This is a genomic window from Roseovarius roseus, assembly GCF_043355935.2.
GTDB lineage: Bacteria > Pseudomonadota > Alphaproteobacteria > Rhodobacterales > Rhodobacteraceae > Roseovarius > Roseovarius roseus.
In genome coordinates, this window is record NZ_JBHFPE020000011.1 from 1 (window position 1) to 21,016 (window position 21,016).

Below are 21,016 nucleotides of genomic sequence, written 5' to 3' on the forward strand. Positions count from 1 at the left end.
GCGCCCGATCAGGCGTCCGCGCCCCCCTTTTTCACGCCCATGCTGGTCGCGGTCCGGTGTGCCTTGAGGTAGGTTGCATCGATCATGACCGTCTTCTTTTCGCGGTGTTCGGCGGCCAAGCCGGCCATTATCCGAGCAAAGACGCCCTTATCGCTCCATCGCTTCCATCGGTTGTAGAGCGTCTTGTGCGGACCGTATTCCGCAGGCGCATCGCGCCAACGCAAGCCATTGCGATTGATGAATATAATCCCGCTCAGAACCCTGCGGTCATCAACGCGTGGCTTGCCGTGAGGCTTGGGGAAATAGGACTCCAGACGCGCCATCTGCGCATCGCTCAACCAGAAAAGATCAGACATGAGATCGCTCCTTTTCGGAGCCGTGAATCACGCAGAGAACCTGAAATCAATGGGTCCAGAGCCTAAAGCTATCCCGGATCCAGCGATCAGGCCAAATGGTACACAGGGTAAACTGGCACATTTTAGACTGGCCAGTCGGGTGGCCTGATACTTTTTCCCTCTTCCGCTGCCTGGAGTCCCATTGGACCAGTCATCTTGCTTAACAGGAGCATCGTCGTATCGGATCCGCTGCGAGACAACCATAATGGAGATTTTTTTACGAACTGGAATTTGCGGTAGTGCGTTGTATAATAAGGTAAGGCGTAACTTAACCCGGAAGAACTGATAGCTTTGAGTACAAATTCAATTCTTTCGTGTCGCACTTCATTCAATGACGAGGTATTTCTGTCTAGAATTTCACTGAGCTCCTTTCGTAGTTTTGGATGGCTCGGCAGAACCAAGTTGCGTAGCAGCGCATCTAGCTCGTTGTCGTCTAGCGATGAAATTTCTTTATCGAGGTTGGTCAAAGGGCAAGTCGCTAGGTGACTAAATTTTTTTCTACGCAAGACCCACTGCGTCAGCCCAATCTCTCCTCTGCGCACAGTCGCGTTCTTGTCATTAGATAGATGGAACTTTCGCCAGAATTTCAGAAACCCCGCATCGGTCAATATCCGGGATCCAATGGATAGTGCGTAGGCAGTGTAATGAAAGCAAGGAAACACATCCTCATCGGACCAGATGAGCTCACGAACTTCGCGTGAACTCAAACCGAGATGCGCTGAGGCACCACAAAAATCGACGTTCTTTTCTCGCACTTCGTCAAACCAGCTTCGATTCTGATCAATCATCCAGCATGAGTCATTGAGCAAATATAAGCGATCAAGATCATGAAGTAAGCCCGATATGCCAAGTACTCCATCTCGATATCCGCCGAAATCATATCCAACATTTGGCCGTTCGATTACACGATTGCAGAGCGGCTTCAGAGCTGCCATATCCTGCTTTGACAGTGGCAGATTGGAAACCAAAATGGGACTGATGTCATGCATGTTAAGTTGTCGCAGCATCTGAAGATGAGAACCAAGGAGGCCGTTTGAAGGGTAAATGAGATATATGGCGGCTTCATTTGTAAGGGGTACTTCACCAGCATGGCTCCGACGCAGCCGCGATACTTTTAAGTCGTAGTAACTGGTTAAAATGTAATACTCCAACGCCTGATACGGCAACATACCAACATTCTTTAAAAGTCTTTGACTTTCGCGTTTGAGCTTCCAAAGTGGAATTTTTTTCATCTGTAATCCCATTCTCCTTGTTGTGGTCCTAAACAAGTACTGGCGAACGACGTCAGCGCTGATAAAGCGCGCGCCTTTCAGGCTTGCGCCTATCCTTCACAGCTCTAAGGCGAGCTGTGAAAGATGTCTATACGCGTCCCCACGCCCCATCCCCCAGCTTTTAGTCAGTACTGACGTGAGATCGATCTACACAGAGCACTTTGCGGCCGGCGTCCTTAGCGACAGGGATCAGAACCGCGCGCTCCTTCACCACGGCAAATCTGCTTGCATCTGCAGCCCGTCACCACGGCATGCCGGTCACAATCTCAATGTACACAAATTGGTTCATGCGCCTTGACCATGCTTGGAAAAAATCAGGAGTGGCGTAGGGTCTACGAAGACGTCGGTCCGCATAGCGCCATCAGAGTCAAGCCGTTGAACATGTTTATGAATGTCCCAGACGCCGGCCAACCGCCCTGAGCCTTAAGCCACGAGCAATCTTCAGCTGGGTGGTCCAATTAAGGAGTGCAGGCCCAAAAAAGCTGGAATCCAGCGTCCGGGGGTCCGAAGTTGCGGACCGGAGCACAAAGCCTCAAACCCTTACTAAGGACCGTAGAATGTTTAGGGTCGGACCAATTGTAAGGACACTCTGCCCACACTGATGCCAGAACCGAAAGGAGGACGCTGAATGTCACATGAAGAAACACCGAGTTGGAGGCTATCCCGGGTAGCGTCCGAGGACGTGGTGTAATTTCATCGGCGCTGCCGGTGTAGGGCGAGGTGGCCATCGAGGTGTATGATCGAGGTGGAGTTTCGACGCTTCAACCACGAACCACACGGAGACCCCGATGACCAAGACCAACATGGACCTGTCCGAGCTTCTGGCCAAGCACGATCAGGGCGATCTATTGCGCAACATCGCCGAGGCTGTCCTTCAGCTGATGATGGAGGCCGATGTCGATGGCTTGATTGGTGCCGGACGGCATGAACGCAACGGCGACCGCACTACGTGGCGCAACGGGTATCGGGATCGCTCGCTCGGCACCCGGCTTGGCACGCTGAACCTGAAGGTGCCGAAGTTGCGGCAGGGCAGCTACGTTCCGGGCTTTCTCGAGGCCCGCAAGACTTCTGAGCAAGCCTTTGGCGGTGATACAGGAGGCCTGGATCAGCGGCGTCTCGACCCGCAAGGCTGACGATCTCGTGCAGGCCATGGGGCTGTCGGGCATATCCAAGTGAGGTGGTCCCCGAAAACTGTACAATGACGTAAGCTCGGATTTGCTGTCTGCTGATCTTCACCACGAAGGAGATCGAAGATGTCGAAACGAAAGCAGCATGCCCCCTTAGTTCAGGGCGAGGGTGGCGCTGAAAGCGCTGAATGGCGAGGCGACCGTGTCGGAGTTAGCGAGCCGGTTCGGCGTGCATCTGTTACCGGCAGTGTATTGCCGCACGCAAACGCGCGGCCCGGAGAGGTCGCGCGTTTTCTTCTTATGTCAGGCTGCGATTGGCCCAATTGCCAACTTAGAAGCGGTAAGTCGCACGAATTTGAGCCGTGAATGTATCAGCGTCGACGCCGCTTGAAAGGAAGTTGTCAAACTCGTGATAAAGAAGCTCGCCACCGAGCGACATGTTCGGTGCGACCATATGATCGTAGCCTGCACCGGCAAAGTAGCCGTCGTCGTCGGCGTCAACAGAGAGGCCGGCAACAGACGCAGAGACTGTCGCTTCCGCGTAACCAGCTGTCGCGTAAAGCAAGCCGTTACCAATCTTGTAGCCGCCGCGCAGCTTGGCGCGCCAGATGCTGTCGAGGTCCAGGCTAACACCAGCGCTACTATCGCCGATGTCGGACCAGTCGTAGTCAAAGCCAGCACCGACGACGAAAGCGCCCAGGTCGTAGTCGTAACCAGCGACCAAACCGCCAATAACGCCGCTCTCGTCACTGCTGACTCCGCCAACGCTAAGTTCGACATTTGCATAGCCCAGCTGGCCACCAGCGTAGAAGCCAGTCCAGTTAGGTGTAGCACCGACGTTGTCGGCGAATGCTGCGCCAGTCATTAGTGCAGATGCGACGACGGCAGAAAAGAGATACTTCATTTCGTGATCCTTAGATATTTTACACAGGGCTGGAGGCTTCTCTTTTATTAACCTTCTGAGCCAGATATCGTCACTCATGAATGCAATATTTGGGTGGGGTTTGCGGGGGCGTGTTTTTTATGGCACACTTTTTGGTGAGATGACGGACATCCTCAACTAAAGATATAATTCGATTATGAATTAGGGGGTGTCCGCAAACCGTGTTGGTGAGCTTCGTGATTTCTTGAAAAGGCTTATATCACTCCGCCTTTCCAGCGGAGGATGCCCTTGCTACACCACGATTTTCGCCGTTTTCTCAATGCTCTCGCCAAGCTAAACCCAGCCCAGATCGAGGATGCACAGACGAAGATCTGTGATCTCCGGCGCAAAACGGAGGTTATTTCAGAGATCGAAGCACGGACAAACCGGGAGCGCAAGTGTCCATTCTGCGGCGACGAACGACGCCAGAAATGGGGCCGCACACGGACCAAGGTTCAGCGTTATCGTTGCAACGGCTGCGAGAAGACCTATTCCGGTCGAACTGGGAGCGCCATCGGCCGCATCCATCGCCCTGACCTGTTCATGGAGGCGATGAGGGATATGTTGGGCAGCTCCGCGCCGCAATCGGTCCGCAAGCTCGCAAAGCAGCTTGACCTCAACAAATACAAGGTCTGGCGCTGGCGTATGCTGGTTTTCTCAATTATCGGGAGCAGCATCTCATCAACGAATTTCTCCGGGATCATCGAGGCAGACGAGACCTACCAGCGGGAGTCTCGAAAGGGATCGCGCGAGTGGGTCCGTCATTTCGCTGATCCGCAGAATGTCCTTCAACCGCCGCGTCCGCGATGGGAGGATTTCACGACCCAAGGATTGAAGATGATGCGCGGTCTGTCGAGGTGGCACCTCCCTATTCTCACCGTTGCTGACCGTGGCGGTTCTCTTCTGTTCCAGCGGCTACCGAACCGCAAAAGCGCGACGGTGGAGCGCGCAATGAGACCCTTGGTTCCGGGTGATGCCGTGCTGTGCTCGGACGGAGGCAACGGCTACAAAAACCTTGCAGCGGCACGAGGTATCGAACATTTCGTGGTGGGCAGCAGGCCCGGAACACGCGTTGCCGCAGGCTGCTATCACATCCAGAATGTGAACTCTCTTCACGCCCGCTATGGCGCCTTCATCAAGCCGTTCTGCGGCCCGGCCACCAAGAACCTGGTCGGCTATATTCGATGGCTGGAGGTGCGGCTGGCAGGGGTGCAACCCGCAGATGTCATTCGAATGTCGTAGGGCGCGACCGCCCTTTCAGGCTGTTCGTGATTTCCGCGCTGCCATCTATGGAGCTACGTCCAGTGCATCCAATCGTTGGGGATCTCTCTATTGCCGCTTCATCCCGAACCCAAAGCTTCGCGAAGCAAGGCGACCATCGCTGCGGTGCTTGCTCATAGCATCGTCTTCAGTGTGCCAATGCTTGGTCTCTTGGCATATTTAGCAGGCATCGAGATTCGCCTGCTTGAAATCGCGACTCTGATCTGTCTGGCTCTCACTCCAAGATTGCCTGCCTCGACCGTCGTTCTTGCTCTCGGCCTGCGTCGCAAGGGCTTTACGCCTGACAAAATGCTTCCGTCATGCTTGCTTTCCGGGGTAGCTCTCGTGATCTCGAGCGCAGTTTTTCATCTTGCATTCTGGCCCCTGGTCGGTGAGCACTACTACGATCTGCCCGAACTTGCGATGATATTAACTGTGATTTCGGCCGTCCTTCTCCCGGTAGTGCTCCTCGCCACCTTCGCCCTTCATCGAACCTGGATATGGTTCGCCAGCCAGGCAAAGATGCCAAACTGAACTCGATCGGTAGACCGAGGCGATATCGACCAACACGAATTGCGGACACCCCCATGAATTAAGGCACAGGCTCAAGTCAATTACAGGTTCAAGGCTCAATTTGGCAGCTTAGAACGTTGCGCGTCCTACCTGGATGCTTTGCAAACTGGCTCAGTGGCAAAGGCAGGCATCCGAAAATGGATGACCTTCTACAATCCCAACGCCCACACTCAGCCCTTGGCGGCAGACCACCCACCGTGGTCTACTGGCTGAGAAATGAAACAACCAACCTTGATCAGCAGGTGCAGAACGTAGCTTAAATTACCCCAGAACATGTCCACCCGATGGGGAGTAGCTCACCGGAAGCGACCAGAATATCGCTTACGGATGTTTAAACTACTCGAGTTATCGACCGAGTATCACTCGAACCTTTTGGCCTCCATCCATGCACGAACTTCATCCGCCCGATATCGCACATTCACGCCTTGCTTATAAAACGGCGGTCCGGCGTTCTTTTTTGCGCGAAATGCCTCAAGCGCTGCTTTGGAAAACTTAGTTATCGCTACAACTTCGCGCGTCGTAAGATATTCGGGTTCCGGCTCAGCAGACTGTGCACTTGTGTGCTCTACGAGGCACTGTTGAATAATCTCTCTCAGCTGCTCATGATCGAAAAGGCTCACACTTGGCATCGGGCTGGAAGAACTACGTGTTTGATAACCCATGTCGAAACTCCTTGTTGGACGCAAGGTGCGCCACTTAGCCTCGGACTAAAAAGTCCGGACTGGCCTTCATTGGCCTGTCAAGGAAGCTGAAAACAGCAAATCAGGAGTCTTTGGGTCTACGGCTTGGGGTCCCGTTCAATCTCGTATTGGACTATTCTTACAAAGCACTTCTTGGAATTTGTCATATCTCGCGCGCAATGGCATGCTTAACATTCAAAGCCTCTTTTCTCTTGGCTGCGCCCTCTCAATGAGGTGCAAATCTAAAAAATCACCAGCATTCGTGCTGGAAAGAGCAGACTGAAGGTCTGCTTCAAGAGATTCGGCGTGGTTCCATCGTGTTTGATAATTGGACCGTACGAGACTACAAATCAACCCTACAAGTCGACATTTATTTTAATTGTTTCCTTCGTAAAAACAAGAAGTGGCCAAAGGGAAATGCAATAAGGAGCGCCGGACCATTGACCCGGCGCAAGCCCTTGAAGTTTAGAAACACGCCCTGCGATTAATTACCCTTTCTGCTTCTACCCGCGCACAAAGAATACGTTGCATCTGGCAGAGCATGTCCATCCGCCGGAGGCACCTGTCGACTTTCACACCGTCCACAGTGAGCAGACGCTCTTCACGAACTGTTCCAATTGCGCCTTCTTCTTCATCGTTCCGACCGTCGAACACAGGGTACATTTCCAGGGTCTCCTCCTCGAGCCGTCGCTGAAGAAGCGCGTCCACGATTTCCAGGTGCCGCTTGCCACCATCTGCGACAAGACCTTCTCCATTCAGCAGGGCTGCTGACCGAGCGATCTTAGCCGCATCAGATGAACTTCCCGCAACATCTGGTGCTTGGATTTCCTCGAGGAGGCGGTTTTTCTCGAGGATGACTTTCGCGCAGAGTTCCTCCAGTGAAATTTCGTAGAATATTTTATCCATGTGACCTTCTCCAGGTTCTGGCGCAGAACACGACTGCACCTTCAAGGTGCCGGCCCTCACAGGGCCGGCGGAAAAAATCACGCGGCTGTCTGCTTCTCTGCAAGTGCAGCCCTTGCTTCCTGTTCGTCCGAGTTTGCGCCGATCACTTCCAACAGATCGAACAGTTGATCAGCTAACATGCAAAGATCTTCGACGATCGGGTCTGCGGGATGGATCTCCAGAAAAAGTTTTGTTTCCAAGGCGTCAGGATCACCAATCGGGTCCAGCATCAGCAGCCGATGCAGCTGCACCAGCTCGTGCTTGAGGTGGCGAGATAAAATTGGCGCGTCGCGCAGGCTAGACAGCAGGCGAAGGCACCTGCGATACGCTGTTGCGCCACCGAGCAGAAGAGAAGCGTTCTGTGCGGCCTCCCCATGTTTCGAGAAAAATGCGCGAACAGCGTTCAGGCTTTCATCTTGCGAAATTTTCGTGGACTTGAGATGGAAATTGGACATGTTCGTCTCCTTGTTTGCACCGCTATTCATGGCGGCGCCAAAACCCGGGGCTCCTCCTTTTTTCCGGGCGTGTGTGATGACTGGCTGTCCAACCGCAGCAGAGGTTTTTGATCGCCAGCCTGTGTTTTTCTTGAGGCACTTTTTTCGGTTGCCGTGCTCTCGCAAAGAAGAGCACGGCAACCGAAAAAGCGGCCATGTTCTTTTCTGTTTCATGCAGGTTTGTTTGGGGGAAGAACTCGAGAGCAGCCCTCGCGCGGACTGCCTCTCTACGACGCCCCTATGCAGCGTGTCGTAAGGACGCCCCTATGCAGCGTGTCGTAAGCATGCTACACAGAATGTCCGAATGGCGACTCCGGTAGGGCTCGAACCTACAACCTCGGACTTAGAAGGTCCTTGCTCTATCCAGTTGAGCTACGGAGCCACAAAACGGTCTGCATTACAGTCCGTGACACTCACCTACTTCCAATTATCCCATGAATCAAAGCGAAATTGGGTCTTGACCAGACGATTAGAAGTCGGCTGCTCTATCCAGCTGAGCTAAGGGAGCATCCCGATGCAGTGCTTAAACGGTCGGGCCGTGTTGGGCAAGGTGGTCATGACATTGATTCCCTTGCCAAGCTCGCCGCTAGGCGAGAACGGTCGTGCGTCGGTTTAGTCGCCATCACGGCCGGTCGCTCTCGGACATCGCATGCAGCCGACTGATAGGCGGTAAGGACTGAAAGCGAGCTGCTCGATCCAATTCAGCCAATAGGCCGCGCGACCCTTTTCCAGCGCTGGGACCCGCCCAGCGCAAAGGCTAATCCGAGCCGAAAGGCTCATTGGGATAGCTTACCCCAGCAAGGTAAAGTCCTTGCGGCGGGCAGACGGGCCCGCAGGCCGCTCGGTCGGTCGCCTCCAGCGCCGTGCGCACATCATCTGGCATCCAAGCGCCGCGCCCGACACGCTCGAGCGTGCCGACGATGCTGCGCACCTGGTTGTGCAGGAAAGACCGCGCACGAAGGCGAAACTGCAACTCCGCGCCGCCCGGTCCCTCTACGCGGTCGATATCAATTGCGTCCAGCGTCTTGACCGGGCTAGCCGACTGGCACATCGCGGATCGGAACGTGGTGAAATCATGCAGCCCGATCAGATGCGCCGCGCCCGCGCGCATCGCCGCCTCGTCCAGATCGTGCGGCACCTGCCACACTAGCCCCTTGTCATGCGTCACCGGCGCGCGCCGCATCACGAGGCGAAAGAAATAGCGCCGCTCGACCGCCGAAAACCGCGCGTGCCAATCCTCCTCCACTTCGGCACAGTCGACAATGGCCACCGGCTGAGGCTTCAGATGATAATTCAGCGCCTCCATCAGTCTGAAAGGCGCCCAGGGCTTGGCCAGATCGCAATGGGCCACCTGCCCCAACGCATGCACACCCGCATCGGTGCGCCCGGCGGCGGCGATGGTCTGCGGCCCCGGCTCAAGCCGCGCCAGCGCCCCCTCGATCGAACCTTGCACGGATGGCTGGTCACGCTGGCGCTGCCAACCCGCGAAGGGGCCCCCGTGATATTCGACTTTCAATGCAAATCTGGGCATGGCGCCCGCCATACTCCAATTGCCGCCCCTGTGAAAGCATCCCCGGGAGAACCCTCCAAGGCTTTCACCGTCCTTGAAATACTCTTGCGACAGGCGATCCGGACCCTGCCACTGGAATCCAAGCGATCCCGCCGTTATCTATGGACGCAAGGCATCACGGAAAGGGCCGCGCATTGGGCATATCGAACCTGGCAGACGGCCTCACCCGCGGGGCCGAGCGGATATCGGGCACCGTTTCCGAGACGTTTTTCGAGCCTGTGATCCGCATCGGCGTGACCGGCCTTGCACGCGCCGGCAAGACGGTTTTCATCACCTCGCTGGTTGCCAACCTGCTGGAGCGGGGGCGCATGCCCGGCCTTGCCGCAGCTGCCGAGGGGCGTATCAGCGCGGCCTTCCTGCAGCCGCAGCCGGACGATACCGTGCCACGGTTTGATTTCGAGCATCACCTCGATGCGCTGACCGCGCCCATGCCCCATTGGCCCGAGAGCACCCGCACCATATCCGAACTGCGCCTCAGCTTGCGCGTGCGCCCCACCGGCCTTCTGTCTGGCCTGTCGGGGCCGCGCACGGTGCATGTCGATATCGTGGATTATCCGGGCGAATGGCTGCTGGACCTGGCCCTGATGGAGAAATCCTACACCGAATGGAGCGCCGCCGCGCTGGAGGCGATGCAGCGCCGCGACATCGCCGCAGAGTACCTTGCGCAGGAGGCCGAGGCCGACGGCGCGGGCACGTGGGAAGAGCCGCAGATCAGGGCGCTAGCCGAGAGTTTCACCACCTATCTGCAAGCGGCGCGGCAGAAGGGCCTCAGCGGCATCGCGCCGGGCCGGTTCCTTTTACCCGGCGACATGGCCGGCTCGCCCGCGCTGACCTTCGCGCCGATGCAAAGGCCCGAGAGCCCCGCCCGCCGCAGCCTCTGGCGCGAGATGGAGCGGCGCTATGACGCCTATAAATCGCAGATCGTCGCGCCCTTCTTTCGCGATCATTTCTCCAAGATTGACCGGCAGATCGTGCTGGTGGACGCGCTGGAGGCGATCCATGCAGGCCCGCCTGCCGTGGCCGATCTGCAGGATACGATGGCCGATATCCTCAGCGCCTTTCGCCCGGGACGCAACGCGTTCCTCAGCCGCATTTTCTTTGGCCGCCGGGTGGAAAAGATCCTCTTTGCCACGACCAAGGCCGATCACCTGCACCATTCGCAACACGCCCGCCTGACCGCCTTCATGGAGGCACTGACCAGCGAGGCCCGCGCGCGCGCCGATTTTCAGGGCGCACAGACGGCGTCCCTCGCGCTGGCCTCGCTGCGCGCGACGGTCGAGGAGGTGCGCGAGCATGAGGGCGAGACACTGGACTGCGTGCGCGGAACGCTCCAGAAACCCGATGGAACGCGCGGCAAAGAGGCAGCATTCTATCCCGGCGCGCTGCCCGACAGCCCGGCCAGCCTGATTGCAGCCGCCCGGCAGGGGCATGAGACTTGGCTGGACCGCGACTACCAGATCATGAAATTCGCGCCTGCGAGTCTGCAGCTGAAACCTGGCATGGGCCCGCCCCATATCCGCCTCGACCGCGCGGCGCAGTTCCTGATCGGGGACCGGCTATGAGCGCGCCAGCCCCTTTGCGCGCGCGCATGTGGCACGTGCCGCAGATGGCCGCGATCCTCTGGGGATTTGGCCGCCGCACACCATGGCTGCCGCGCGTGCGTCCATACCGCACGGATCTGCGCGTGATGGCGCGGATCACGCGTGCAGGCTGGGTGCGCGTACTGCATGATACGCGCGGGCCTGCCGCCTTCATAGCGCGCGATGGCGCACGTGTGCATGCGCTTTACGTTCATCCGCGCGCGCAGGGGCGCGGGCTGGGACGGGCGCTCTTGGATGATGCCAAGCGCGCCGCGCCCAAGCTGGAGCTGTGGGTGGCCGAGGCCAACCAGACCGCCCGCGCCTTCTACACCGCGCAGGGCTTTGCCGAAACCCGGCGCAGCGATGGCGCGGATAATGACGAGCGTCTGCCCGATATCCAAATGCTCTGGCAAAGTGAAAGGCGCGCGCAATGACCCGCCCCAAAGGCCCTGTTCTTTTCGATCTGGACGAAAGCGCCCCCCGCGCCGCGCCGTCTGAGGCGCCCCCGGTGCCCGAGCCGGACCTGCCCGAGCCGCCTTATGGCAACCCCCAGGGCGCCGCGATGCAGACCGCCGCCGTTCTGGCCGCGCGCCGCCCCTCGCGTCTGGCGCGGCTTTTCTGGGGGCTGGTCGGCACGCTCCTTGGCGTGGCGATCTCGCTGGCCGCTTGGGATTTTGCCACCAGCCTCATCGCGCGGGTGCCGATGCTGGGCTATGCCGTCACGGCCCTTATCGCCGCGCTGCTGATCGTGCTCGTCGTTATCGCGATTCGCGAAATGGCTGCCTTTGCCCGGCTGGGCCGGATCGACACGCTCCACCGCCGCGCCGATGCCGCCCTCGCGGCCGAGGATCTGCCCGCAGCGCGCGCGCTGACCGATGATCTGGTCGCCCTCTACAAGGGCCGCGAGGATACGCGCTGGGGCCGCACGCGGCTGGCCGAGCAGCGCGGCGATCAGTTCGATGCCAGCACCCTTCTGGCGCTGGCCGAGGCCGAGCTTCTAACCCCTCTCGATGCCGCCGCGCTGCGGCAGGTCGAAGGCGCGGCTCGGCAGGTGGCTGCAGTGACCGCGCTGGTGCCGTTGGCGCTGGCCGATGTGATCACCGCACTTACCGCGAATATCCGCATGATCCGCCGTATCGCCGAGATCTATGGCGGCCGCTCGGGCACGCTGGGCAGTCTGCGCCTGACGCGCGCCGTGATGACGCATCTGGTTGCCACCGGCGCGGTTGCCGTTGGCGATGACGTGATCAGCTCGGTCGCGGGCGGAAGCCTACTCAGCAAGGTCTCGCGCCGCTTTGGCGAGGGTGTGGTCAACGGCGCGCTGACCGCCCGTGTCGGCGTTGCCGCGATGGAGGTCTGCCGCCCCCTGCCCTTTTCGCCCGCCAAACGCCCCAAGGTGCGCCGTATCATCACCACGGCCCTCAGCGGGCTCTTTCCCAGCTAAAGCATTTCGCCATTAATCTGAGATATCAGAGAAAGGCGAAACGCTTTAGCGCAGGTTCGGCACCGCACCCGTGGGCGCGCGCATCTCCAGCCCGATCTTCAGCGCGCGCCCGATCCGGTGCGCCAGCGCAGACCAGCGCCGCGCCGTCTCCTCGGGCAACTCCTGCGCCAGCACCTCGTCGAACAGGTCCAGCCAGACGGCGAAATGCTCGCCCTTCACGTCCCCCGCTTGTTTGTGCACCATCATCGGATTGCCGTCATAATCCCGCTCGCGCAAGATGGCATTGGCCCAGAAGCGCGTGATCTTTTCCTCATGCGCGGGCCAATCATCCACATGCGCGGCAAAGACAGGTCCCAGCACGGCATCGCGCCGCACTTGCGCGTAGAACCGCGCGACAACGCGCGCAATCTCGTCGCGGCTGATCTCGAACTGTGCCAGCGGATTGGTCATCCCCGTCTCCTTTCGCCCTCTGGACGCCGAGCGCCACCGCGCCTATAACGCCGCCATGATGCGTTTCATTGCGATCATCATTCGAATTACATGCCCGGCGCTCTGAAACCTGAGCCGCCGGGACAAGGCGTTCGAGCCACTCGCGCCGCCCCCTCATATCCTTGCCAAGACACGAGATAAAGGACGCCCGTAATGTGCGCCGACACGACCACAACTGCCCCTGAATACAAACACACGCTGAACCTGCCGCAGACCGATTTTCCGATGCGCGCCGGCCTGCCCAAGCGCGAGCCCGATTGGCTGGCCCGCTGGGAAGAGATCGGCATCTATGACCGCCTGCGCGAGCGCGCAGAGGGCCGCCAGCCCTTCACCCTCCATGACGGCCCTCCCTATGCCAATGGGCACCTGCATATCGGCCACGCGCTGAACAAGATCCTCAAGGACATGGTGGTGCGCAGCCAGCAGATGATGGGCAAGGATGCCCGCTACATCCCCGGCTGGGATTGCCACGGCCTGCCCATCGAGTGGAAGATCGAAGAGCAATACCGCGCCAAGGGCCAGAACAAGGACGAGGTCGATATCGTCGATTTCCGGCAGGAATGCCGCAAGTTCGCCGATGGCTGGATCGACATCCAGCGCAGCGAGTTCAAGCGCCTCGGCGTCACCGGCAACTGGGAAAAACCCTACCTCACGATGGATTTCCGTGCCGAGCGGATCATCGCGGAGGAGTTCCAGAAGTTCCTGATGACCGGCACGCTCTATCAGGGGTCCAAGCCCGTGATGTGGTCGCCCGTCGAGAAAACCGCGCTGGCCGAGGCGGAGGTTGAGTATCACGACAAGGAAAGCTTCACGATCTGGGTGAAGTTCGAGGTCGTGCAGGGCGTTGACAATGGCGATGGGAAACTTTGGCCTCGCGAACTGGCGTCAGGACGAGCCTACGAGCGCACTCCTCAAGCAGCCTCACCTGACCTAATCGGCGCCAATGTCGTCATCTGGACCACGACACCTTGGACCATCCCGTCCAACAAGGCGGTCGTCTACGGCGCGAACTATGACTACGGCCTCTACGAGGTCATCGACACGCCTGACGAGTGCTGGGCCGCCCCCGGCGACCGCTTCCTTCTGGCCGACAAGCTGGCGGGCGAGGTCTTCAAGCGGGCCCGCCTCGACGAAGGCATGTGGAAACGCGTGCGCGGGGTCACCTCGGACGAGCTGGCGGGCCTCTCGCTCAAGCACCCCCTTGCGGGCAGCGATGGCTCGATGGGCGAATGGGACCAGCCCCGCGATTTCCGCGCCGCCGATTTCGTCACCGACGAGGAAGGCACCGGCTTCGTGCATTGCGCGCCCAGCCACGGCATGGAGGAGTTCGAGCTCTACCGCGATCTGGGCCGCCTGCAGGAGGTCATCACCTATAACGTCATGGATGACGGCACGTTTCGCGACGATCTGCCCTTCTTCGGCGGCAAGGCGATCCTGACCGCCAAGGGCAAGGAAGGCGACGCCAACAAGGCTATCATCGACAAGCTGACCGAGGTCGGCGGCCTTCTGGCACGTGGCAAGATCAAGCATAGCTACCCGCATAGCTGGCGCTCCAAGGCGCCGATCATCTACCGCAACACGCCCCAATGGTTCGCCGCGATCGACCGTCCCGTGGGGGACGGGCAGGACACCTATGGCAAGACGATCCGCGAGCGCGCGCTGACCTCCATTGACGAGCTGGTGACATGGACCCCGCAAAAGGGCCGCAACCGCCTCTATTCGATGATCGAGGCGCGCCCGGACTGGGTGCTTTCGCGCCAGCGCGCATGGGGCGTGCCGCTGACCTGCTTTACCCGCAAGGGGGCGAAACCCACGGATGAGGGCTTCTTGCTGCAAAATGCAGAGGTCAACGCCCGCATCCTCGAGGCCTTCGAGGCCGAAGGTGCCGACGCCTGGTACAAGGAGGGCGCCAAGGAGCGTTTCCTCTCGGGTCTCGTGAACCCCGATGAGTGGGACAAGGTCGACGACATCCTCGACGTCTGGTTCGATAGCGGCTCGACCCACGCTTTCGTGCTGCGCGACCGCGAGGACGGCTCGGAGGACGGTCTGGCCGATCTCTATCTGGAGGGTACCGACCAGCATCGCGGCTGGTTCCACTCGTCCATGTTGCAGGCCTGCGGCACGATCGGCCGCGCGCCCTATCGCGGCGTGCTGACCCATGGCTTCACGCTGGACGAGAAGGGCAACAAGATGTCCAAATCGGTCGGCAATACCGTGTCCCCCGAAGATGTGACCAAGCAATACGGCGCCGATATCCTGCGCCTCTGGGTTGCCCAATCGGACTACACCGGCGATTTGCGCATCGGACAGGAGATCCTCAAGGGCGTCTCCGACAGCTATCGCCGGATGCGCAACACGATGCGCTACCTCTTGGGCGCGCTCGCGCATTTCGAAGAATCCGATCGGATCAACCCCGCTGAGATGCCCGAACTGGAGCAATGGGTTCTGCACCGCCTGGCCGAGCTGGATGCGCGCGTGCGCGAAGGCTATGCCGCCTACGATTTCCAGGGCGTCACGCAAACGCTGCTGAACTTTTGCACGCTCGACCTGTCGGCCTTCTATTTCGATGTGCGCAAGGATGTACTCTATTGCGACGGCGATACCACCCGCCGCCGCGCCGCGCGCACGGTGCTGGACCTGCTGTTCCACCGCCTCACCACGTGGCTGGCCCCCGTCATGGTCTTCACCATGGAGGAGGTCTGGCTCGAACGGTTCCCGGGCGACGGGTCGTCCCTGCATTTGCAGGATATCCCAGAGACGCCCCAAAGCTGGCTGAACCCTGACCTTGCCGCGAAATGGGCCGGCATCCGTCAGGCGCGCCGCACTGTGACGGCAGCGCTCGAGGTCGAGCGCACGAACAAGGTCATCGGCTCCTCGCTCGAGGCCGCGCCGCAGGTCTTCGTCGCGGATGCCGCCACCGAGGAGGCGCTGAGATCCGTGCCGTTCGAGGATGTGTGCATCACCTCGGCCATCGACATCCGCGAGGGCGACGCCCCCCAGCAGGCCTTCCGCCTGCCCGAAACCGAAGGCATCGGCGTCATCTTCCAAAAGGCCCCCGGCGAGAAATGCCTGCGCTGCTGGAAGATCCTGCCCGATGTCGGCACGCACAAACATCCCGGCACCTGCCAGCGCTGCTCGGACGCTCTGGATTGACGAAACGGCGGGGCGCGGAATTCCCCTTTCGCGCCCGGCTTCATCTTGGCAAAAATACTCTCGCCGAAGGCGTCCCGCCCGGCCATGACCGCAAAGGCCAGCATATGACCCACGACCGCCGCAACGCGCCCCTTTCCCCGGCGACCCGCCTTGCGCAGGCCCTCCACCATGTCGAGGAACGCACCGGCGCCGTCACCCCCGCGATCCAGCCCTCATCGACCTATGCGCGCGGCGCCGATTATGCCCCCCGCCAGCCCTATATCTACCGCCGCGACGGCAATGAGACGACAGAACTGGCCGAGGCCGTCATCAACGATATCGAGGGTGCGGCCTCCACGCTTCTCTTTGCGTCGGGCATGTCGGCAGCCAATGCCGTGCTCGAGGCGCTCCCGATGGGCGCGCATGTGGTCGCGCCCGGCGTCATGTATCACGGCGTCCTCCACCAGCTGCGCAAACATCACGCCACCGGCAGGCTCCAGGTCGATTTTCACCCGGTCGGCGATCTGGACGCGATGCGCGCTGCAATGCGCCCCGGTCAGACCGCGCTGGTCTGGGTTGAAACGCCCAGCAATCCTGACTGGACCGTCACCGACATCGCCGCCGCCGCAAGGGTCGCGCATGATGCGGGCGCGAAGCTGGTCACCGACTGCACCGGCACGCCGCCCCCCGGCTGCCGCGCGCTGGATCATGGCGCCGATATCTCGTTTCATTCGGCCACCAAGTACCTGGGCGGTCATTCAGACGTCACCGCAGGCTCGCTCGCCGTGCGTGAGATGGGCGGGATGTGGGACGAGATCACGTCGATCCGCACCCTTCACGGCACCGTCCTGCACAGCTTCGACGCTTGGCTGCTGATCCGGGGCATGCGCACCCTCATGCTCCGCGTTGAGCGGCAAACCGCCAGCGCGCTGGCCATCGCCAAACACTTCGAGGGGCATCCCCTGCTGCAATCGGTGCTCTATCCCGGCCTGCCCGCGCATCCCGGCCATGACATCGCCCGCCGCCAGACCGGCGGCATATTCGGCGGCATGCTCTCGATCATCACCAAGGGGGGCGAGCAAACCGCTATCGACACCGCCCGCCACTGCCGCCTTTTCTACCCGGCCACGTCGCTGGGCGGCGTTGAGAGCCTGATCGAGCATCGCAAGACCGTCTCAGGCCCCGGTTTCGACGTGCACCCGAACCTCCTGCGCCTGTCGATCGGCATCGAGGATGCCGCTGACCTCATCGAGGATCTGGAGCAGGCGCTTGACCGCGCGGCAAGCTGACCGCCCAGGGAACAAACTGCGCACGCGCGCCCTGCGCATCACTTGCACCGCCCAAAAGCTTCGTCATATAAGATCAGACTTGTTAACTGAATTGGCTTGCCAGAATGTCACTCGATCTCAAGGATGTTGTCAGTCTCTCGCCCGAGACGATCCGCGAAAACGACGTTTTCGCCCATGCCATCAAACACAGCCGCCTGCCCCTCTGCATCACCGATCCGACCAGGCCGGACGAACCGATCGTCTTTGCCAATCAGGCATTTTGCGATCTGACCGGCTATGACGAGCATGAATTCGTCGGACGGAACTGCCGGTTTCTGCAAGGCCCCGAGACCACCCGCGAAAGCGTGGAAGCGATCCGCGCTGCAATGACCTCGCGCGAGGTGGCGATGATCGAGATCGTGAATTATCGCAAAGGTGGCGAGAAATTCATCAACGCGCTTCAGATCGGTCCGATCTACGACGAAGAGGGGCAGCTGATCTTCCGCTTCGGCTCGCAACTGGATATCTCCGAGGCCCGCGCCAAGGAGCGCCGCGAGGCGGAGTTGCGCACCTCGGAATTGCTGCACCGGCTCAAGAACATCGTCAACGTGATGAGCGTCGTTATCAAGATGACCGGGCGCGCAGAAACCGATCCCGAGGAATACAGCGAAAAGGTCATCGAGCGGCTTGTCGCCCTCGGCCAGACCCATTTCGACACTCTGACCAGCACCCGGCCCAGCCAGCTGAAATTCGAACATCTGGCGCGCACACTCTTGCTCGCCTATGCGCCACTGGGTGAGCGGCAGGTTCGCTTCAGCGGCACCGATATCGATCTGACCGGCGACATGGTCACGTCCCTGACGCTCTTGCTGCATGAGTTGGCGACGAATTCGGTCAAGCACGGCAGCCTTGGCAGTGAAACGGGGCGGGTCGATCTGTCATGGTCCCTGACCGAAGCGAACGAGTTTCAAATGGTCTGGCACGAGGTCGGCGGCCCCGAGGTCACGCCCCCCACAAGGGAAAGCGGCGCGGATATCGTCAGCAAGCTGATCGCCGCATCGAATGGCGCGCTTCACTTCGACTGGCAGCCGGACGGCCTGATCGTGACCCTGAACCTTCCGATGGACGAAGGATAGGTCACCCGCCTTTTCCAGACACATCAAGCGCCGAGCGCCACGGTTTTTCTTAGTAAAAATACCCATGGCGCTACGCGGCCGGCGCACGGGTCGCGCATATTTTCGCGCCCTCGCTTGAGGCCGGGACCGCGTTGCAGTACCCATGCAGAGGGCGCAGCGGCAAGGGCAGTCAGGCTATGGCATTCACGATCGCGATCGACGGACCGGCAGCGGCGGGCAAGGGCACCGTCGGGCGCAGGCTGGCCGCGCATTTCGGATTTGCCCATCTCGATACCGGGCTCCTTTACCGCGCGACGGGGCGGCGGATGCTCGACGGCGAGGGCGCGGTCGAGGCGGCCCTCAAACTTCAGCCCAAGGATCTGGAAGCGCCCGATCTGCGCACCCCCGAGGTCGGCCAGGCCGCCAGCCGCGTGGCCGCCATCCCCGAAGTGCGCCAGGCGCTTATCGATTTTCAGCGGGCCTTCGCGGCGCGCGCGGGCGGCGCCATTCTGGATGGGCGCGATATCGGCACTGTCATCTGCCCTGACGCCGATGTGAAGCTCTATGTCACCGCCTCGGACGAGGTGCGCGCGGCGCGGCGCCTGGCCGAGCTGACCAGCACCGGCCATGATGTCACCTATGAGGACGTGCTGGCCGATCTGCGCCAGCGCGATGCCCGCGACAGCGCCCGTGCCGCCGCGCCCCTCAAACCCGCCGAGGATGCCGTGCAGCTGGATACATCGCGCATGACCATCGAAGAGGCGGTGGCCGCCGCCATCGCCGAGGTGGAGCGCGTGCAACAGGGCTAGGCCACTCGCCTGCCCTTGCCAATCGGGCGGATTGCCCGTATACGCGCGCCTGTCACTAGGGCGATACCTATCGCGATTCCGAAAGTACCCGAGCAGGGCCCGGCTCACCCCGCGGCCTCTTTCGGGTTTTCGCATATCGCCTGACCAACGAAACCCGCTCCACGATCCCGTGGACGTCACCCAGACCGGCGGAGACAACCGCACGGCCCGAATAAACCCATAAAGGAACCCGAGACCACATGGCTCAAGATACATCTATGGAGGAATTCGAAGCCCTCCTGAACGAAAGCTTCGAAATGGACACGCCCGAAGAGGGCACAGTCGTCAAGGGCAAGGTCATCGCTGTCGAAGCGGGCCAGGCCATCATCGACGTAGGCTACAAGATGGAAGGCCGCGTCGATCTCAAGGAATTCGCGAACCCCGGCGAGCAGCCCGACATCAACGTCGGCGATGAAGTCGAAGTCTTCCTGCGTTCGGCCGAAAACGCGCGTGGCGAAGCCGTCATCAGCCGCGAAATGGCCCGCCGCGAAGAAGCATGGGATCGCCTCGAGAAGGCATATGCCGCAGAAGAGCGCGTCGAAGGCGCGATCTTTGGCCGCGTCAAAGGCGGCTTCACCGTCGATCTCGGCGGCGCCGTGGCCTTCCTGCCCGGCTCTCAGGTCGATGTGCGCCCCGTGCGCGATGCCGGCCCGCTCATGGGTCTCAAGCAGCCGTTCCAGATCCTCAAGATGGACCGCCGCCGTGGCAACATCGTGGTCTCGCGCCGTGCGATCCTCGAAGAGAGCCGCGCCGAGCAGCGCGCCGAAGTCATCGGCAAGCTGACCGAGGGTGACAACGTGGACGGCGTCGTCAAGAACATCACCGAGTACGGCGCATTCGTCGACCTGGGCGGTGTGGACGGCCTCTTGCACGTCACCGACATGGCATGGCGCCGCGTGAACCACCCCTCCGAGATCCTGTCGATCGGCGAGACGGTCAAGGTTCAGGTCATCAAGATCAACAAGGAAACCCACCGTATCTCCTTGGGCATGAAGCAGCTTCAGGAAGATCCGTGGGACATGGTTGCGGCCAAGTACCCGCTGGAATCGACCCATACGGGCCGCGTGACCAACATCACCGATTACGGCGCGTTCGTCGAGCTGGAGCCGGGTGTCGAGGGCCTCGTCCACGTCTCGGAAATGTCCTGGACCAAGAAGAACGTCCATCCCGGCAAGATCGTGTCCACCTCGCAAGAGGTTGAGGTCATGGTGCTCGAAATCGACCAGGCCAAGCGCCGCGTCAGCCTTGGTCTCAAGCAGACCATGCGCAACCCGTGGGAAGTCTTTGCCGAGACCCATCCCGAGGGCACCGAGGTCGAGGGCGAGGTCAAGAACATCACCGAATTCGGTCTGTTCATCGGCCTCGAAGGCGAGATCGACGGCATGGTTCACCTCAGCGACATCAGCTGGGACGAGCGTGGCGAGGATGCGATCCAGAACTACCGCAAAGGCGATATGGTTCAGGCGGTCGTCTCGGAAGTCGACACCGACAAGGAGCGCATTTCGCTTTCGATCAAAAACCTCGGCGGCGACAAGTTTGCCGAAGCGGTTGGCGGCGTGAAGCGCGGCTCGATCATCACCGTGACGGTGACCTCGATCGAGGATGGCGGCGTCGAAGTGGAATATGAGGGCATGAAGTCCTTCATCCGCCGCTCGGACCTCAGCCGTGACCGCGCCGAGCAGCGCCCTGACCGTTTCTCGGTCGGTGACAAGGTCGATGTGCGCGTGACCAACGTGGACAGCAAATCGCACCGTCTGGGCCTGTCGATCAAGGCACGCGAGATCGCCGAAGAGAAAGAAGCCGTCGAGCAGTATGGCTCGTCCGACTCGGGTGCGTCGCTGGGCGACATCCTTGGCGCGGCGCTGAAGTCCGAAAAGGACTGATCTGCCTCAAGGCTTGAATT

At 60.4% G+C, this 21,016-nt stretch carries 17 protein-coding genes, 1 tRNA gene and 2 pseudogenes; 11 read left to right on the forward strand and 9 right to left on the reverse strand.

Annotated elements, in window-relative coordinates; genetic code table 11:
* Positions 1 to 356: pseudogene (locus ACEWPL_RS14580) on the reverse strand (IS5 family transposase); the annotation flags it as partial.
* 122 nt (positions 357 to 478) lie between these two features.
* Positions 479 to 1,627: a rhamnan synthesis F family protein gene (locus ACEWPL_RS14585; protein ID WP_393929496.1), complete on the reverse strand. Its 1,149-nt coding sequence runs from the start codon at positions 1,625 to 1,627 to the stop codon at positions 479 to 481.
* A gap of 827 nt (positions 1,628 to 2,454) precedes the next feature.
* Here ACEWPL_RS14585 and ACEWPL_RS14590 point away from each other — a divergent pair.
* Positions 2,455 to 2,839 (forward strand): annotated as a pseudogene (locus ACEWPL_RS14590) (transposase); the annotation flags it as partial.
* 285 nt (positions 2,840 to 3,124) lie between these two features.
* Here the strand turns inward: ACEWPL_RS14590 and ACEWPL_RS14595 are convergent.
* On the reverse strand, positions 3,125 to 3,697 hold the full coding sequence (locus ACEWPL_RS14595) for an outer membrane protein (RefSeq protein ID WP_393929494.1): 573 nt from the start codon (positions 3,695 to 3,697) through the stop codon (positions 3,125 to 3,127).
* A gap of 267 nt (positions 3,698 to 3,964) precedes the next feature.
* Here ACEWPL_RS14595 and ACEWPL_RS14600 point away from each other — a divergent pair, with 267 nt between their 5' ends.
* Together ACEWPL_RS14600 and ACEWPL_RS14605 are read left to right on the forward strand one after the other, a co-directional pair.
* Positions 3,965 to 4,957: an IS1595 family transposase gene (locus ACEWPL_RS14600; protein ID WP_393929492.1), complete on the forward strand. Its 993-nt coding sequence runs from the start codon at positions 3,965 to 3,967 to the stop codon at positions 4,955 to 4,957.
* Positions 4,958 to 5,047: 90 nt separating this feature from the next.
* Entirely contained in the window at positions 5,048 to 5,509 is a 462-nt protein-coding gene (locus tag ACEWPL_RS14605) for a hypothetical protein (protein ID WP_393929490.1), read from the forward strand.
* Between the two features lie 398 nt (positions 5,510 to 5,907).
* On the opposite strand, the gene ACEWPL_RS14610 is transcribed toward ACEWPL_RS14605, so the two are convergent.
* The 5 genes from ACEWPL_RS14610 to truA form a co-directional block, all read right to left on the reverse strand.
* Positions 5,908 to 6,210, reverse strand: coding sequence for a helix-turn-helix transcriptional regulator (locus ACEWPL_RS14610; RefSeq protein WP_393929488.1), 303 nt, complete (start codon positions 6,208 to 6,210; stop codon positions 5,908 to 5,910).
* Between the two features lie 483 nt (positions 6,211 to 6,693).
* Entirely contained in the window at positions 6,694 to 7,134 is a 441-nt protein-coding gene (locus ACEWPL_RS14615) for a hypothetical protein (RefSeq protein WP_393929486.1), read from the reverse strand.
* Between the two features lie 77 nt (positions 7,135 to 7,211).
* On the reverse strand, positions 7,212 to 7,841 hold the full coding sequence (locus ACEWPL_RS14620; protein WP_393929484.1) for a hypothetical protein: 630 nt from the start codon (positions 7,839 to 7,841) through the stop codon (positions 7,212 to 7,214).
* A gap of 131 nt (positions 7,842 to 7,972) precedes the next feature.
* Positions 7,973 to 8,049: transfer RNA gene (locus ACEWPL_RS14625), tRNA-Arg, on the reverse strand.
* 375 nt (positions 8,050 to 8,424) lie between these two features.
* Positions 8,425 to 9,198, reverse strand: coding sequence for a tRNA pseudouridine(38-40) synthase TruA (truA, locus tag ACEWPL_RS14630; RefSeq protein ID WP_393929482.1), 774 nt, complete (start codon positions 9,196 to 9,198; stop codon positions 8,425 to 8,427).
* 173 nt (positions 9,199 to 9,371) lie between these two features.
* On the opposite strand from truA, the gene ACEWPL_RS14635 reads away from it, so the two are divergent.
* From ACEWPL_RS14635 to ACEWPL_RS14645, 3 genes are read left to right on the forward strand one after another with little or no spacing between them, the layout of a single operon-like run.
* Entirely contained in the window at positions 9,372 to 10,799 is a 1,428-nt protein-coding gene (locus tag ACEWPL_RS14635) for a YcjX family GTP-binding protein (RefSeq protein ID WP_393929480.1), read from the forward strand.
* Positions 10,796 to 11,251 (forward strand): GNAT family N-acetyltransferase, encoded by a 456-nt coding sequence (locus ACEWPL_RS14640; RefSeq protein WP_393929478.1) that lies wholly within the window; start codon positions 10,796 to 10,798, stop codon positions 11,249 to 11,251. The genes ACEWPL_RS14635 and ACEWPL_RS14640 overlap by 4 nt, the downstream gene beginning before the upstream one ends.
* Complete coding sequence (locus ACEWPL_RS14645) at positions 11,248 to 12,261, forward strand: YcjF family protein (RefSeq protein ID WP_393929476.1); 1,014 nt, start codon at positions 11,248 to 11,250, stop codon at positions 12,259 to 12,261. Before ACEWPL_RS14640 ends, ACEWPL_RS14645 begins: the two co-directional genes overlap by 4 nt.
* Before the next feature lie 45 nt (positions 12,262 to 12,306).
* On the opposite strand, the gene ACEWPL_RS14650 is transcribed toward ACEWPL_RS14645, so the two are convergent.
* Positions 12,307 to 12,711 (reverse strand): group III truncated hemoglobin, encoded by a 405-nt coding sequence (locus tag ACEWPL_RS14650; protein WP_393929474.1) that lies wholly within the window; start codon positions 12,709 to 12,711, stop codon positions 12,307 to 12,309.
* Between the two features lie 192 nt (positions 12,712 to 12,903).
* Between ACEWPL_RS14650 and ileS the strand changes: the two genes are divergently transcribed.
* From ileS to rpsA, 5 genes are all read left to right on the forward strand, one after another.
* Positions 12,904 to 15,903, forward strand: a complete 3,000-nt coding sequence (gene ileS, locus ACEWPL_RS14655) for an isoleucine--tRNA ligase (protein WP_393929472.1) — start codon at positions 12,904 to 12,906, stop codon at positions 15,901 to 15,903.
* Positions 15,904 to 16,007: 104 nt separating this feature from the next.
* Entirely contained in the window at positions 16,008 to 17,171 is a 1,164-nt protein-coding gene (locus ACEWPL_RS14660) for a trans-sulfuration enzyme family protein (RefSeq protein ID WP_393929470.1), read from the forward strand.
* 104 nt (positions 17,172 to 17,275) lie between these two features.
* On the forward strand, positions 17,276 to 18,286 hold the full coding sequence (locus ACEWPL_RS14665) for a PAS domain-containing protein (RefSeq protein WP_393929468.1): 1,011 nt from the start codon (positions 17,276 to 17,278) through the stop codon (positions 18,284 to 18,286).
* Positions 18,287 to 18,462: 176 nt separating this feature from the next.
* Complete coding sequence (gene cmk / locus ACEWPL_RS14670; RefSeq protein WP_393929466.1) at positions 18,463 to 19,074, forward strand: (d)CMP kinase; 612 nt, start codon at positions 18,463 to 18,465, stop codon at positions 19,072 to 19,074.
* Positions 19,075 to 19,313: 239 nt separating this feature from the next.
* Positions 19,314 to 20,996 carry a 30S ribosomal protein S1 gene (gene rpsA / locus ACEWPL_RS14675; protein WP_393929464.1) on the forward strand — a complete coding sequence of 561 codons (1,683 nt, stop codon included), beginning with the start codon at positions 19,314 to 19,316 and terminating at the stop codon, positions 20,994 to 20,996.
* Positions 20,997 to 21,016: the final 20 nt, after the last annotated feature.